Below are 16151 nucleotides of genomic sequence, written 5' to 3'. Positions count from 1 at the left end.
CGTGTCTGAGACACGCCCTAGATAAAGGGGCGAAGAGAGCGAATGATTCAGTTCGAAAATGTATCGAAACAATATCCTGATGGAACAACGGCTTTACGTCAGGTTAACCTCAACATTAACAAGGGAGAACTGTTTGTCATGATTGGTCCGAGTGGATGTGGCAAAACCACCATGCTCAAAATGATCAATCGCCTGATTGAGCGAACAGATGGAACAGTGCGCATTAATGAACGCCCAATCGATGAATACAACATTCACGAATTGCGCTGGAATATCGGATATGTGCTGCAACAGATTGCACTATTCCCGCATATGACAATTGCCGAAAATATTGCGGTTGTTCCTGAACTGCGAAGATGGAAGTCAGATCAAATCAAGAAGCGCGTACATACGCTACTGGACATGGTTGGATTGAACGGAGATACGTACAGTGAGCGCAAACCTGCCGAACTATCGGGTGGACAACAGCAGAGAATTGGTGTGTTGCGTGCACTCGCTGCCGATCCCGAAATTGTTTTGATGGATGAACCGTTTAGTGCGCTCGATCCAATGAGTCGGGAGAAATTGCAGGACGATATTCTGGATATCCAGCGTCAGATGAAAAAAACAATTGTATTTGTTACCCATGATATTCAGGAAGCGCTGAAGCTGGGGGATCGCATCTGCATTATGAAGGATGGACAGGTTTTGCAGGTAGGCACCCCGGAAGAACTGATCCGACAGCCAGCTAATGATTTCGTACGTGAATTTGTTGGAGGTCCTAACACCGATACGAGTTCACAATCTGATTTTGATCTCGAATCCATCATGTCACCACTCTCACCGGGTCATGTACCAAAATCAGCCAAAACCGCCGTTCCCGTATCCATTACGTTAACAGAATTAGTTGATATCATGGCTTCCCATGACCATCTGTTGGTTGAACGTAACCGCCAGATTATTGGCGAGATCAGTCGAGTTGATCTGATGAAATACTGGTCTGGTCAGTTACAGGAACGAGGTGAAGGACATGAGTAGATTCGCGGAGGTGTTCAGTGAGCGCAAAGGTCAGTTGTTGTCTGCTCTGCTCGAACATATTCAGATCTCATTTATCGCATTGTTCTTTGCTGTCCTCATTGCTATTCCGCTTGGTATATACCTTACTCGCAAACCAAGAGTGGCTGAACCAATTATCGGGGTCACAGCTGTGTTGCAGACGATACCTTCCTTGGCGCTTCTCGGATTGCTAATCCCTTTATTCGGCATAGGTACCCTTCCTGCAATCATTGCACTGGTGGTGTATGCGCTGCTTCCGGTACTCCGGAACACGTACACAGGCATATCCGAAGTTGATCCTTCCATGGTGGAAGCGGCGAATGCGATGGGCATGAATAGTTGGCAACGTCTAACCAAAGTGGAACTGCCACTGGCGATGCCTGTCATTATGGCCGGAATTCGGACCGCGATGGTCCTGATCGTAGGAACGGCAACACTTGCTGCCTTGATCGGCGCAGGAGGCTTGGGTGCATTAATCTTGCTGGGCATTGATCGGAATGATACGGCACTGATCATCCTTGGAGCTATTCCGGCCGCATTGCTGGCTATTTTGTTTGATGTACTATTGCGTCAATTCCAGCGGTTATCCTTCAAGAAAACATTGGTTACCTTGGGTTCGCTGGCTCTTATCGCGGTACTTGTGATTACCATTCCCTTCGTGGCACGTGGTGGACAGAAGGATCTCGTGATTGCTGGCAAACTGGGAGCTGAACCGGAGATTCTAATTAACATGTATAAATTGCTGATTGAAAAAGATACAGACCTGACCGTTGAACTAAAACCCGGATTAGGCAAAACGCCATTCCTTTTCAATGCACTCAAGTCGGGTGATATTGACATCTATCCCGAATTCACCGGAACAGCCATCTCCGAATTCATGAAGGAAACGGCAGTGAGTACCGATCGGACAGAGGTGTATGAACAGGCAAGAGATGGAATGCTGAGCCAGTTCAACATGGTGCTGCTGAACCCTATGGATTACAACAATACGTATACGTTGGCCGTTCCAAAGAGCATCGCAGATCAATACAATCTCAAGACCATTTCGGATCTCAAACCGGTGGAACAGCAGATGAAGGCAGGATTTACGCTGGAATTCTCGGATCGGGAAGACGGTTACCTAGGCATTCAGAAGAAGTATGGGATTGAATTTCCAAACGTTGCGACAATGGAACCGAAGCTTCGCTATGGTGCTGTTCAACGTGGCGATATCAACCTCGTAGATGCCTACTCCACAGATAGTGAGTTGAGACAATATGAACTTGTTGTGCTGGAGGACGATCAGGAGTTATTCCCGCCGTATCAAGGCGCGCCGATGCTTCGTCAAGAAACGGCAGATCAATATCCACAACTGGTTGAGGTGCTGAATCAGCTTGCTGGCAAAATTACGGATGACGAGATGCGTCAGATGAACTATGACGTGAACGTAGAGGGAGCGAATCCTGAACAGGTTGCAGCAGAGTACCTTAAACAGGCTGGATTGCTGTAACTTCAGGCATCCCTGCAATAGATGTACCAAAAGGATGAGGAGGAACAATGATGACACAAGAAACTTATGACTTGATTGCGATTGGCACAGGAAGCGCGGCAAGTTCTGTAATCACCCGTTGCGCTGAAGCTGGCTGGAAAATCGCTGTAATTGATGAACGTGAGTTCGGCGGAACGTGTGCACTGCGTGGCTGTGATCCCAAGAAAGTGCTGGCTGGAGCGGCTGAGCTGATTGACTGGAATGAACGGATGCAAGGGAAAGGAATTCAGGGACAGGCGACCATCAACTGGTCTGAACTTATGGCCTTTAAACGCACCTTTACCGAAAGCATACCTAGAGCAAGTGAAGATCAATTCAAACAGGCCGGAATGGATACGTTCCATGGTAAAGCTTCATTTGTCGATGAAAATCATATTCAAGTGGGAGAAGAAGTGCTCCATGGCAAACACATCCTGATTGCTACCGGTGCAAGACCTGCGCCACTTGAGATTGATGGCTCAGAGCATCTGATATATAGTGATGACTTTCTGGATCTGGAACAGCTGCCGGATCGATTAGTTCTGGTAGGCGGTGGATACATTGCATTTGAGTTTGCGCATATTGCGGCCAGAGCCGGGACGGAAGTCCACATCCTGCATCGGAGTGAACAGCCTCTGAAGTCGTTTGATGCGGAGCTGGTAGAATCTTTGTTGCAAAAATCAAAAGAGATCGGCATTCATGTTCACTTGAACGCGGAGGTGAAGTCCATACGGCAAGAGGGGAACGCCTATGTCGTTCATGGCACACGTAATGGTGCAGATCACCAGTGGCAGTGCGGACTTGTCGTTCATGGAGCCGGGCGTGTTCCTAATGTGGATGGGCTGGAATTGGAGAGAGCCAACGTCAGCTACAGCAAAAAAGGGATTATGGTGAACGAGTACTTGCAAAGTGAAAGTAATCCGAGAGTGTATGCTGCTGGCGATGTAACTGATACAAAAGGGTTGCCTTTAACCCCGTTAGCAGGTCAGGAATCCCGGGCTGTATCGTTTAATTTGTTGGAGGGAAATCAACACAAACCTAATTATAAAGTGATGCCTTCCATTGTGTTTACTGTCCCTGCCCTTGGAGCTGTAGGTATGAGCACGGAACAAGCCAAGAAAGAGGGCTACGAGGTGCAGGTAAATGATATGTCGAAATGGTATACTTACAAGCGAACTCATGAAAAATTTGCCATGGCCAAAGTGGTGATCGATAAATCAACCGGACGTATTCTGGGTGCGCATGTGCTCGGGAGCAAAACAGAAGAATTGATCAACCTTTTTGCAATGGCGATTCAGTTCAATCTGACTATCGATCAGTTAAACACCATGAATTTTGCATATCCTACTGCTGCATCGGACCTGGGTTCTTTAATTTAGAAGTGATGAAGTGAGGATGAACTCCCCTTTGGGACGGAAGGAAGGATGAAAACAACGATGTCATCGGATTTTATTGGGCTTCATGAAGGCAAGTGGACTAAGGAACCCGTTGCTGCACGGATGGATGGGGATCGTTTCGTTGTGGAAGCTCGGGAAGGCAGTGACTTCTGGGAGAACACATTCTACGGGTTCTGTCATCGGGATGGACATGCCATGCTTGCTCCATGGGACGGAACGGAAGCGATTGAAGTATCGTTTGATCTAAGCTCATTCACCGAATTATATGATCAGGCGGGACTAATGTTATGGTACGGAGAAGACCAATGGATCAAGGCCGGAGTTGAGGTCAATGATGGCGTGGCACATGTTGGAGCCGTCGTGACGGATACGTATTCCGATTGGTCACTCTCTCCTGTGCCAGAGTGGGGTGGACGAATCGTAACAATTAGAGCCTCCTACAGTAACGAGGCCGTTGTCATTCGTGCTCGAACAGATGAGCATCCTTGGCGTACGATTCGGGTTGCACGGTTTGCCTATCCGACGAACAAACATGCAGGTCCATTTTTGTGTTCACCGAAGCGTGCAGGGTTCGAGGTAGCATTTACCAAGTGGAGATCCACGACACCCGATCAAGACTTGCATACAGATCCGCCGATTACGGATTAAAACAAGTTAAGATGCACGATAAACAATGAAACATGAACAGCTGCATCTGGCTTAGAAAGCAAGACAACACAAATAAGCAAGTTTTCCATTAACGGAGGACTTGCTTATTTTTTGTGTTTAAACTTTGGACTGTGAAGAGTCTTCAGTTACTCATTTCATTATTCACCGGGTTCAGCGAGTCCTTTTCGCACATACAACAGAGTGCTTGCGAACTTTATTTGAGTTTAACGTTTATTTACTCGTGTCCGTATCCAGGGACTGGGGTTCGGTCTCTTTTTCACCCTCATCATCATTGGACTTATTGAACTCAAGCATACGCTCCTCGTAATCATCCAGGAACCATAACGGGTCCATGCTGTCTTCCTCACCGTTATAATTGATCACGATTTCTTCGCCAGCTTTGATGTCTGTATAAGCGTAGAAGTCAAAGGTGTGGTTATCAAAATTGATATCGTAAGTAGCGTTAGGTTCATAGGAGTGGTTGATCAGACTGCCGTAACCGAGCAGAATGGCGGTATGATTCGCCCCATATTCGAACACGTAATCTTCCAAAATCGTTTTTTCGACATGCTCATGATCTTCATTTGGGTAAGGCACAACGGGTGCCTGATGGATAAGCGTTCCTTTGGCAATATCAACGGTAGCAAATACCCCGCGGTTAAACTCACCACCATCACCCAACTTGGATTGTTTCACTTCAATCATATTGTTCACCTGATGCTCTTCGAAGAGCTCCGTTCTATATAGTAGTAATTCGTTAAGGCAAAATTTTAACCCATACTTTCATATAAGGCAAATTTCAGACAAAAAGGTGCAATATTTTTTAATATGGCGTTGAGTTGTGCAGGATATAACGCTTATAATATACAAAGAATTAAGTCTATATAGAAAAGGTGTCATGAATGAGCATATTAAATGTAGAAAAATTAAGTCACGGTTTTGGTGACCGTGCTATCTTTAACGACGTTTCATTCCGCCTCTTGAAGGGCGAACACATTGGTCTGATCGGGGCTAATGGTGAAGGTAAATCCACCTTCATGAACATTATTACAGGAAAACTTCAGCCGGATGAAGGCAAGGTGGAGTGGTCCAAACGGATGCGTGTTGGTTATCTGGACCAGCATGCTGTATTGAATAAAGGCCAATCGATCCGTGACGTACTTCGCGGCGCGTTCCAGTATTTGTTCGACATGGAACAGGAAATGAATGATATGTATGGCAAAATGGGCGATGTTACCCCGGAGGAACTCGAACAACTTCTTGAAGATGTGGGTACGATTCAGGATACACTGACAAACCAAGATTTCTACATGATCGATGCCAAAGTGGATGAAACCGCACGTGGTCTGGGTCTGACGGATATAGGTCTGGATAAAGACGTCAATGACCTGAGTGGTGGACAGCGTACCAAAGTACTGCTTGCCAAGCTGCTGCTGGAAAAACCCGATATTTTGCTCCTCGATGAGCCTACGAACTATTTGGATGAATTGCATATCGAATGGCTGAAACGTTATTTGCAAGAATATGAGAATGCTTTTATTCTGATATCTCATGATATTCCGTTCCTGAACAGTGTAATCAACCTGATCTATCACATGGAGAACCAGAATCTAACTCGTTATGTGGGCGATTATGATCATTTCCAGGAAGTTCATGAGATGAGAAAACAGCAACTGGAATCGGCGTACAAACGCCAACAACAAGAGATTGCTGACCTCAAGGATTTTGTAGCGCGGAATAAAGCAAGTGTTGCTACACGTAATATGGCGATGTCCAGACAGAAGAAACTCGACAAGATGGATGTCATCGAGATCGCCAAGGAGAAACCGAAACCGCAGTTCAATTTCCGTGATGCAAGGACATCCGGCAAGCTCATTTTTGAAACCAAAGGTCTTGTAATTGGATACAACGAACCGTTATCCAGACCACTGGATCTGCGTATGGAGCGCGGACAGAAAATCGCCCTTGTTGGTGCGAACGGAATCGGTAAAACAACCCTGATGCGCAGTATTCTGGGTGAAATTCAGGCTCTGGAAGGAACCGTTCAACGCGGTGAACATCTGGAGATTGGTTACTTCCAGCAAGAGATGAAGGATGCCAACTACAATACGTGTATTGAAGAGATCTGGCAGGAGTTCCCTTCCTATACCCAATTCGAGGTGCGTGCTGCACTTGCAAAATGTGGTTTGACTACAAAACACATTGAGAGCAAGGTAGCTGTACTAAGTGGTGGCGAGAAAGCCAAAGTGCGTCTCTGTAAGCTGATCAATAACGAAACCAACCTGCTTGTACTCGATGAGCCGACGAACCATCTGGACGTTGATGCCAAGGAAGAGTTGAAACGTGCGCTCAAGGCTTACAAAGGCAGTATTCTTCTGATCTCCCATGAACCGGAATTCTACCGTGATGTAGTTACGGAGACTTGGAACTGTGAGTCGTGGACCACGAAAGTATTCTAATTAGAGGTTGTTCAATAAGTCCGCTTTTGATTACGAATCACGTGCGAGCTTGCGAACAAGCTCGTAGGGTGAGAAAAGGCGCGAATTTTGCTTGCAAAACAGGCAGAACTCGCGCTTTTTTTGCGTGGTTTTAACGAAAAATGTTTGAGCCCAATTCACAGTTGACAGCTTGAATAAGGCAATAATATAATTCAGGAAAGCGATTACATTTATATACTAAAAACCTGTTTCACTGCATAGGGGCAAAGAAAACACGGTATTCCGTATGGGTATCATTGCACTTAGAAGGGAAGACGGGTCTTTTTTTGCACTTCAATGAAACCGGTTTCATTAAAATAAGGAGGTGGACAAACGCTCGTTACTGACCACTGGTTGCTGAGGATAGGCTGAACAACAACACCGCGTATTCAAGAACCATGCTTTCATCTTTCACGTCAAAGGAGAGAATGAACATTGGATAAACTCAGGAAACCCATGATATTTATGTTATCTGCAACACTTGCGCTGTCTTCCGGACCGTTGTTGCTGCCGAGTAAGGCGTATGCCGATCTGAACAGTATACCCGCCACGTTGCTGCAGGACGATTTTTCGGATGGGGATTACACGGAATCACCTGCGTGGAACGTAAGCTCAGGCAACTGGGAAGTGATTTCTGACCCGACAGATGCGTCCAACTCCACGCTTTTCCAGAGCGATACCAATGAAGGCATCATTTCTACTGGAGACTCCATGTCGGACATGACCGTGTCCATGCGCTTTTACACGGGAGCCGGTCAGGGGTATCCGGGAATATTGCCGCGGTTTCAGGATAAGAGCAACTTTTACTATTTTCAAATGCAGGTTCCCAATAATAAACTCGTTTTCTCCAAAAGGGTGAACGGAACAGATACTACTTTGAAAACGGTGGATTATGCGTTTGCCAAAAATACATGGTACACACTTAAAGTGGTGTTATCAGGTACCACCATTCGCGGGTATATCGCAGAAAACGGCTCCGATCGGTTAGTATTTGATCTGGTCGATCCTACATACGGGTCAGGTACCGTGGGCATTCGGAATAAGTGGCAGTCGGTACATGCAGATGACGTGATCATTGCCGAGCAACCGCCTGGGAACGATATTCAGCTCTCCATTGCGGATCAGACGGCGTCTTCGGTTTCACTGCAATGGTCTGAAATCGCGGGTGCATCAACCTATAGCCTGTATCGGTCCTCTACGCCTGAAGGCGGTTATTCTCTGGTAACCAGTACCGGATCTTTGGAACATACGGATGTAGGGTTAAGCGGGGATACGGTTTATTATTACAAGCTCGCTTATGAATACGGAGGCCTAACCGAATCATTATGGACTGCTCCGCTGGAAGTTCGGACGACTGCGTCGGCACCACAGGCTCCTGGCGAATTAAAGGCCGAAGCACTTAATGCCACAAGGGTGAAGCTATCTTGGTCCGCCGTGGACAAGTCAACGGGTTATCGCGTGGTTCGGGCCGAAGCTGGCAGTGACCAGTATGAGCAGATTTATGAAGGGAAGGGGCTTACTTATACAGACCAGGAGCTTGAGCCCGGCGCTAGCTACAGCTATCGTGTGACGGCCTTTAATGCAGCTGGTGAGTCAGCGCCCACTGTTGCAGAAGCCACGACATACTCCATTGACTCTCCAGCAGAATTCGTTGCCACAGCTGTGACGGACACATCAATCTCTCTGGGGTGGAATGTCTTGCCTGGATCTGATGTAACGTATACACTCTCGAGGTCTACCAGTGCTACGGGTACGTATCAGCAGGTCTATAGTGGCAATGAAAACACGTTTAACGATAGCGGTCTGACGATGGGCACAGGATATTTTTACATCATCCAGGCGACCGTGGACGGCGTAACTTCTCCAGCATCCGCACCGTTGGGTGTTGCCACAGTTCGCACAAGCATTACACCAGGGCAATTGTGGCCAGATCTGGACGGGAAACCGATTGATGCGCATGGGGCTGGGTTTTTCTATGATGAACAGACGGAGACCTATTACTGGTATGGCGAATATCATAAGGGTGGCTGGCCAGCTGTTGGTGTGCGTGTGTATTCATCCAAGGACCTGATGAATTGGACGGATGAAGGCATGGCGCTATCAACACTTCAATCCATGGATGATTTTGACAATGACCCGTTGATCTCCAAATTGTATGCGGGGCGTGAAGACCGCGTGGATATCTGGGCAGATATTCGCAAAGGACGGATCATTGAACGACCGAAGGTCATCTACAACGACAAAACGAAGAAATACGTGATGTGGGCCCACATGGATGGAGACAAGGACCCTTATAACGATAATGCGAACTACGGTAAGGCGAGAGCCGGTTATGCGATCAGCGACTCTCCAACAGGGCCTTTTGTGTATCAGAAGAGTTACCGGATGGACAGAGCTCCGGAAGGGGAGAAAGATTATTTCCCAAGCGACCGGGGTATGGCACGTGACATGACGTTGTTTAAGGATGATGACGGTACCGGTTATCTGATCTACTCCAGTGAGGAAAACCTGACGCTCTATATCTCCAAACTGAATGAAGACTATAGTGACGTAACAGGGTGGCATAAGGAAGGACGAACGGATGACAAAGGTAATCCGGTACGAGATTCCACCTATCAGGCGGAATACGGCGTAGATTACGTGCGTGTGTTCCCGGGAGGGCAACGTGAAGCACCGGCGATGTTCAAGTATCAGGGGAAATATTATATTTTGACTTCCGGAGCTTCCGGCTGGGCCCCTAACGAAAACAAAGTGACGGTTGCGGACAACATCTTTGGCCCATGGTCAACGCAGACCAATCCGTTCGTGCGTACGTTGCCAACAGATCCCGATCCAGGCAAGGCATTTGGCACACAGACCACTTCCGTCATTCCGGTCGATCCTGAAAAAGGCAAGTTCATTTACGTGGGGGATACGTGGAATGGTGGCAACTTCTCGAATGATGCTGCAAAATACGTGTTCTTGCCAATTGAGTTTGGAATAGGCTCGGATATCGCGATCAAGTGGTATAACAGCTGGACACCTGATCTGCTGAATTCGATGGGAAAGGTAGATATTGCTGATCCGTTGCCAGAAGCCGTGGCGCTAGGCAAAGTACCATCCCTGCCAACAACATTGAATGTGCGCGAGGGTGGAGCACTGGTATCAACGCCAGCAGTATGGACGATTGATAACCGGGCCATGACGGCAGAAGATTTTGCTAAGCCAGGACCGCTTACGTTGCAGGTAACGACACCGGAATATAACAACAAAAAGCAGGCGGTTCGTGTAAACGTCATTCCAGAGAATGCACTATATTTTGTGAATAGCGGAGGTTACGAAACGGCTGATTACAATCTCATGGGTGCCTATATGAAAGGAACACTTGCCAACCCGGGAACGGCGGACCAGATGTACGCTCCGGCAGAGGGTCGCAATTGGGGGTATACCAGCGCAGATGCACTGTCATCCGGTTCAAATGGCGGAGATATATTCTCGACCGTACGTTATCTGAACGGTGGCAATGTCAGCAATTCACCTAAAGGCACGGACTTAACCTATAGATTTGATGTGCCAAACGGGACATACGATGTGTACGCCGGATTCAACGATCCGTGGACCAATACATCGCGCAGAGCAAATTTCATCATCAATGGCACCAATACCGGTGCAGTTACTTTTACGCCTGCCAGCGTTAGAGCCCACAAAGGCATCAGCGTGTCGGACAACAAGCTGGAGTTGACCGTGCGCAATACGGCATCGCAGGACCCGATGATTAGTTGGATTATGATCGTTAAACCTGACGCTGTACCACCTGCAAATGATAGTGCTGGCCTTAATGCTGATGCGTTGGATTCAACAAGCGCAACGCTTCACTGGGATGCTCATCTTGGTGCAGCAAGCTACAAGCTCTACCGCTCAGATCGTGAGCAAGGTGAGTACAAGGTGGTCTATAGCGGCAATGGACGGGAGTACACGGACAGTGAACTGGACCCCGGCACGGAATATTATTACAAAGTGGAAGCTTTTGATGCGACGGGACAATCCTTGAGAGGTGTATCTTCCGCTTATCAGGTGCACACGGCTCAGCAGAGCGCTGCCGATGTAGCAACAGGGATTACGGCACTGGAACAGCCTTCCGCAGGTGCAAAAAAACTGAAGTTACCATCCGTGCCACAAGGTTTCACGGTGAAGATCGCTTCCAGTTCGGTACCGTCCGTCATTCAAACCGATGGAACGATTATCCCACCATCTAAGGAAACAACAGTAACATTGGAGTTGGAAATTACTCGAACTTCTGACGATAGTAGAGCCCTGACTGTACCGTTGACGGTGAAGGTGCTTGCATCTGTTCCTTCCCCTGGAGGTACGGACCCTGGTTCGGGCGGTAATCCAGGCGGCAATTCCGGTGGGAATTCAGGAAATAGTTCTGGTTCAGGCAACAATGGCGGACAATCAGGAAGTGGAAGCCCAAGTGCAGAGAATGCTGCACCACAGCCTAAACCGGAGAAAGACCGTTCAGTTCTGGAGTTGCAGGGACAGTCTGACCAGAAGGGTGTAGTGCAGTCCAACGTGGATGTTTCAACGATTAAAGAGGCTTTTAGAGTTGCCCCTTCAATTGATGCGGGTCAGCGCTTGGTCGAACTCCGGCTGAAGCCGGTTTCGGGAGCAACAGCATATGAAGTATCTCTGCCTGCCTCTGCGTTAATAGATCAGGGTGAGTCACATGTGTTCAACATTGTTACAGAGCTGGGGATGTTGGAGCTTCCTGCGACACTATTAACGAAGGATGCCGTTGGTGATGAGGTTGCATCAATCCGATTGGTCAGAACGGAGTTACCAAGAACAGTCGCAGATCAGCTTGGCACGCAGTATGGAGTCCAGCTTGAACTTCAACTGGATGGTCAACCATGGCCATCGGAAAGCCAGTTAATACTTCGTCTGCCTTTCCGATCATCACAAAATGCTCAGCAGGATCGGATTGTAGCATTTGCCATCGGCGCGAACGGTGTGGCAACCCCATTGCCGCAAAGTTACTACGATTTAAACAGCGGGCAGCTTGTATTTTCTGTAACATCACTCACAGGAAATTATGCTGTTGTGCCTGTGGAGCAGACATTCGCAGATCTTGCAGAAGTGCAGTGGGCCAAGAAAGCAATGGAGGCTTTGGCTGTCCGAGGAGTAATTGATGCAGAGTTAAGCGGTGATTCCACGCAGTTACATCCAAAACAGGAGATGACCCGCGGCCAATACATGCAATGGTTGATGACTGCGCTGGGTTTGAATGTTTCTTCCGGGAATGCGTTTTCTGATGTAAACGAAAAGGCTCCGTACTACGAAGCAGTTACAGCTGCGCGTTCGCTAGGTATCACCAGTGGTACCGGTGACGGGCGCTTCTTGCCAGAGTCCACGATCACTCGTCAAGAGATGATGACGTTGACAGTGAGGGCACTTGCGGCTGCTGGACTGGTTGACTCCGAGACGGCTGCAACAGATAACCTTACTCGTTTCCGCGACGTTTCCGAAATTCGCTCCTATGCCAGGGATAGTGTGGCATTACTTGTGGATCTGGGCATCGCCCACGGGTACAACGGTGAGGTGAAACCTCTTGCCGAAGCGACCCGAGCCGAATCGGCTACGTTGTTATATGCGATGATGAGCAAACTGGTATGGAAGAAATGATGATACACCAGAATCGTAGCGTGTGAAAAAGAAGGCTTACTTTGACCTCGGACACAGGTTGGAGTAAGCCTTCTTCATTGTACGCCAGCCATGGGCGAAAAGTCATTTACACAACGAACGAGTATATTAATGTCGTTTTACAGTTGTTATCTGTGATTTAAATGAATGTTATCTGTAATTTTTGCGAATTGTTAATTGTAATGTTTGCCGATTTGGTATGCTTGCTCCAGCAAGCTTTCGATATGTTCTTTGGATTCTGAAATGGTTTCATAGAGGAATTCAACTCGGGATTCCTGCATTCTTGCATAACCCGCGATCCCATTATTCAGATAATTGGAAATCATGTTGTAATAGTCGTATTTATGGAACGAAGCCTCTGTCCCCCCAGCTAGTGCAATCCACAGTGCCTTTTTGGAGTTTGCCTTGTTCAGCAGCCCCATGTTCCATACCTTGTCCAGATAAGCTTTGAGCATGGAGGGAACGTTGTACCACCAGATCGGGAAAACAAATACAATGGCATCAGCCGCAAGCACACGATCCAGCTCTTTGCGAATCACAGGGGCATGCTGTTTGTCGGGATTTTGCCAGTCTCGCTCATCTTCTACACGATATAGGGGATCGAATCCGTCATGATATAGATCGAGGATATCGATTTCATGGGAATTCTCCTGCATACCTTCTATAAAACGATTCATCACGGCAAATGTTAGGGAATCCTGTCTTGGGTGAGTAACGACCAGTTTAACTTTCATGTAGGAGTAACCATCCTTTTTTCTTTTTATTTTGGTTAAACATTCTGACCAATGTTATTATAAGTTTCATGACATCTTCTTGAGAAGTACGCACCTGAGAGTGCTGTAGATACCTTGGGGTTCTTCGGTTACTTTTAATAACGAGTATACATATATGTGAATTATGGGGGAGTACAAGTGGAACAAGAAATGAAAAAATATGAGAGTGGTGTGCAGGCGATGCTGGAACTGGTCGGTGGAAAATGGAGGATTCTTATTCTGCATCAGCTGATATCAGGTAAAAAACGAACAAGTGAACTTCGCAGAGCCATTCCTGGCATTACCCAGAAGGTCCTAACCCAACAGCTGCGTGAACTGGAAAAGAATGAAATCATCCATCGGATCATTCATCCTCAGATTCCGCCCAAGGTAGAGTATGAGCTAACAGAGTACGGCTTGACTCTACAGGACATCATTGACCGCATATGTCTATGGGGAGAGAATCACTTGGACAGAGTATACGGAGATAAAAGCAGAGTGCTAGGAGATCATTTTAGTGACTATATTCCACTTTCAACTTCAACTTGAGCTGGCCGCCGAATTAAAAATAAAACAAAAACCGTCCTTGATTTAAAAAGGAGGTTTTTTGTTGTTTTTTGTCCTTTATCAGCGAAACTGATAAATGCTATAAAATCATTGAAATTGACCCTCAACACCCGGTGTGTTAGGTTTTAGAGAGAAGAAATTAAATTAATGTGATGATTTTAGTCGGAATTAAAATCGAAGCAATGCGCGAGGTGGCAAACAGTGGAACTTCAAGTGACAAACAGCCCTTTTAATCAAGAACAAGTTGAACTGCTTAATCGTCTTATTCCTACATTGACCGATGGACAACGGACTTGGTTGAGCGGATATATTGCAGCAATTCAGGCAAGCGCGAAAATAGCGGCTCCAGCTAACCTGGTACAGGCTGCACCAACAACAGGTATTGCACCTGTGAGTGCTCCGCCAGTATCCCGGGAAGTTACCGTGCTTTTTGGTTCACAAACCGGGAATTCCAGTGGCCTATCGAAAAAGCTGGCCAAGAAACTTGAAGAGCAAGGTCTTCAGGTAACGTTGTCATCGATGGGAGATTTCAAACCGAACGGACTCAAGAAAATTGAAAATCTCCTCATTATCGTCAGTACGCATGGCGAAGGCGAACCACCAGATAATGCGATTCCGCTACATGAATTCCTGAACAGCAAACGGGCTCCGAAGCTTGAAGGACTTCGTTACTCGGTGTTGGCTCTGGGAGATACCTCCTATGAGTTCTTTTGTCAGACAGGTAAGGACTTCGATAAACGATTGCAGGAGTTGGGTGGTACAGCCCTTGTACCACGCGTGGACTGTGATGTTGATTTTGATGAACCGGCTGCGGAGTGGATGAATGAAGTACTGGCTTCTTTAAGCAGTACTTCTGCTGCTGCGAGCACGGTAACCACTGAGGCTGTTACAGCTGCGGTGAGCGGCGGGGAGTCCGAATATGATCGCACGAACCCATTCAAAGCTGAAGTGTTGGAGAATCTCAATCTGAATGGCAGAGGATCGGACCGTGAAACACGCCACATTGAGTTGTCTTTGGAAGGCTCCAGCCTGGATTACGAGCCTGGTGACAGCCTTGGGGTATTCCCTGAGAATCACCCGCGCCTTGTTGATGAATTGATTGCAGCCATGGGATGGAATGCCGATGAGCGCGTGACCGTGAATAAAAACGGGGATCAGGCATCTGTGCATGAAGCGTTGCTGCGTTATTTTGAAATTACAGCTGTGACGAAACCGGTCGTGGAACAACTTGCGAAACTGAATCCTGAGAGTGGCCTGACAGCGTTACTCGCAGATGATTCCGAATTCCGCACAGTCATGAATAGCTGTGATCTGCTGGATCTGGTTCAGGATTATAATCTGAAAGGGATTCCTGCTGCAGAATTTGTAGCTGTTCTTCGCAAAATTCCGGCACGTCTGTATTCGATAGCGAGTAGTTCGAAGTCTTTCCCGGATGAAGTTCATCTTACCGTTCGCTCGGTACGTTATGAAGCGCGTGGCAGAGAACGTTATGGTGTATGCTCGGTACATCTGGCTGAACGAATCGAAGCTGGCGACACCTTGCCTGTATATATACAGCATAACCCGAATTTCAAGCTGCCTGAGAACCCGGATACACCGATCATCATGGTTGGCCCAGGTACAGGTGTAGCGCCGTTCAGATCTTTCCTTGGTGAGCGTGAAGAAACAGGAGCAGAGGGCAAGACATGGCTGTTCTACGGAGATCAGCATTTCGCCACTGACTTCTTGTACCAGACGGAGTGGCAACGTTGGCTCAAAGATGGTGTGCTCACTAAGATGGATGTAGCCTTCTCACGTGATACGGAACAGAAAGTGTATGTACAACATCGCATGCTGGAACACAGCAAAGAACTGTACCAGTGGCTTCAGGAAGGTGCAAGCGTATATATCTGTGGTGACGAGAAAAAAATGGCACATGATGTGCATGCTGCGCTCACCACGATTCTTGAACAAGAAGGCGGTTTATCGCCTGAGCAGGCATCGGAATATCTGACACGGTTACAGCAGGAGAAACGTTATCAGCGGGACGTCTATTAATTACCGGCCCAGCCGGATTGCACCATCCCGCAGAGACGAGAGGAGAAAGCAG

10 protein-coding genes are annotated in these 16151 nt (G+C 47.4%); 8 read left to right on the top strand and 2 right to left on the bottom strand.

Going from position 1 to position 16151, the window contains the following annotated elements; all coding sequences use genetic code 11:
• Window positions 1-42 precede the first annotated feature (42 nt).
• From BLS69_RS10460 to BLS69_RS10445, 4 genes are read left to right on the top strand one after another with little or no spacing between them, the layout of a single operon-like run.
• Window positions 43-1017 (top strand): ABC transporter ATP-binding protein, encoded by a 975-nt coding sequence (locus tag BLS69_RS10460; protein WP_091031158.1) that lies wholly within the window; start codon window positions 43-45, stop codon window positions 1015-1017.
• A complete protein-coding gene (gene opuFB, locus BLS69_RS10455; RefSeq protein ID WP_091031156.1) occupies window positions 1010-2524 on the top strand; it encodes an osmoprotectant update ABC transporter permease/substrate-binding subunit OpuFB in 1515 nt (504 codons plus the stop codon). Before BLS69_RS10460 ends, opuFB begins: the two co-directional genes overlap by 8 nt.
• Before the next feature lie 50 nt (window positions 2525-2574).
• A complete protein-coding gene (locus BLS69_RS10450; RefSeq protein ID WP_091031153.1) occupies window positions 2575-3921 on the top strand; it encodes a dihydrolipoyl dehydrogenase family protein in 1347 nt (448 codons plus the stop codon).
• Between the two features lie 45 nt (window positions 3922-3966).
• Window positions 3967-4587, top strand: coding sequence for a DUF1349 domain-containing protein (locus tag BLS69_RS10445; protein ID WP_235200736.1), 621 nt, complete (start codon window positions 3967-3969; stop codon window positions 4585-4587).
• A gap of 231 nt (window positions 4588-4818) precedes the next feature.
• On the opposite strand, the gene BLS69_RS10440 is transcribed toward BLS69_RS10445, so the two are convergent.
• Window positions 4819-5292 carry an SET domain-containing protein gene (locus tag BLS69_RS10440; RefSeq protein ID WP_091031152.1) on the bottom strand — a complete coding sequence of 158 codons (474 nt, stop codon included), beginning with the start codon at window positions 5290-5292 and terminating at the stop codon, window positions 4819-4821.
• A 197-nt stretch (window positions 5293-5489) separates the two neighbouring features.
• On the opposite strand from BLS69_RS10440, the gene BLS69_RS10435 reads away from it, so the two are divergent.
• Window positions 5490-7046, top strand: coding sequence for an ABC-F family ATP-binding cassette domain-containing protein (locus tag BLS69_RS10435; RefSeq protein WP_017688769.1), 1557 nt, complete (start codon window positions 5490-5492; stop codon window positions 7044-7046).
• A 453-nt stretch (window positions 7047-7499) separates the two neighbouring features.
• Entirely contained in the window at window positions 7500-12725 is a 5226-nt protein-coding gene (locus BLS69_RS10430) for an S-layer homology domain-containing protein (RefSeq protein ID WP_091031149.1), read from the top strand.
• A 191-nt stretch (window positions 12726-12916) separates the two neighbouring features.
• On the opposite strand, the gene BLS69_RS10425 is transcribed toward BLS69_RS10430, so the two are convergent.
• Window positions 12917-13477: an NAD(P)H oxidoreductase gene (locus BLS69_RS10425; RefSeq protein ID WP_036670680.1), complete on the bottom strand. Its 561-nt coding sequence runs from the start codon at window positions 13475-13477 to the stop codon at window positions 12917-12919.
• Window positions 13478-13654: 177 nt separating this feature from the next.
• Here BLS69_RS10425 and BLS69_RS10420 point away from each other — a divergent pair, with 177 nt between their 5' ends.
• Both BLS69_RS10420 and BLS69_RS10415 read left to right on the top strand, forming a co-directional pair.
• A complete protein-coding gene (locus BLS69_RS10420; RefSeq protein ID WP_280523071.1) occupies window positions 13655-14044 on the top strand; it encodes a winged helix-turn-helix transcriptional regulator in 390 nt (129 codons plus the stop codon).
• 219 nt (window positions 14045-14263) lie between these two features.
• Complete coding sequence (locus tag BLS69_RS10415) at window positions 14264-16099, top strand: assimilatory sulfite reductase (NADPH) flavoprotein subunit (RefSeq protein WP_091031147.1); 1836 nt, start codon at window positions 14264-14266, stop codon at window positions 16097-16099.
• The last annotated feature ends 52 nt before the right edge of the window (window positions 16100-16151 follow it).

The organism is Paenibacillus sp. CF095 (assembly GCF_900101225.1).
Classification (GTDB): domain Bacteria; phylum Bacillota; class Bacilli; order Paenibacillales; family Paenibacillaceae; genus Paenibacillus.
Note: the sequence above shows the minus strand (reverse complement) of the source record. Positions and strands in the feature narration are given on the sequence as shown.

Excerpts from the sequence above, each read along its gene's own strand:
- BLS69_RS10445 (WP_235200736.1), top strand. The coding sequence starts at position 3,967 with ATGAAAACAACGATGTCATCGGATTTTATTGGGCTTCATGAAGGCAAG.
- BLS69_RS10440 (WP_091031152.1), bottom strand. The coding sequence starts at position 5,292 with ATGATTGAAGTGAAACAATCCAAGTTGGGTGATGGTGGTGAGTTTAAC.
- BLS69_RS10460 (WP_091031158.1), top strand. The coding sequence starts at position 43 with ATGATTCAGTTCGAAAATGTATCGAAACAATATCCTGATGGAACAACG.
- BLS69_RS10435 (WP_017688769.1), top strand. The coding sequence starts at position 5,490 with ATGAGCATATTAAATGTAGAAAAATTAAGTCACGGTTTTGGTGACCGT.
- BLS69_RS10425 (WP_036670680.1), bottom strand. The coding sequence starts at position 13,477 with ATGAAAGTTAAACTGGTCGTTACTCACCCAAGACAGGATTCCCTAACA.
- BLS69_RS10450 (WP_091031153.1), top strand. The coding sequence starts at position 2,575 with ATGACACAAGAAACTTATGACTTGATTGCGATTGGCACAGGAAGCGCG.
- opuFB (WP_091031156.1), top strand. The coding sequence starts at position 1,010 with ATGAGTAGATTCGCGGAGGTGTTCAGTGAGCGCAAAGGTCAGTTGTTG.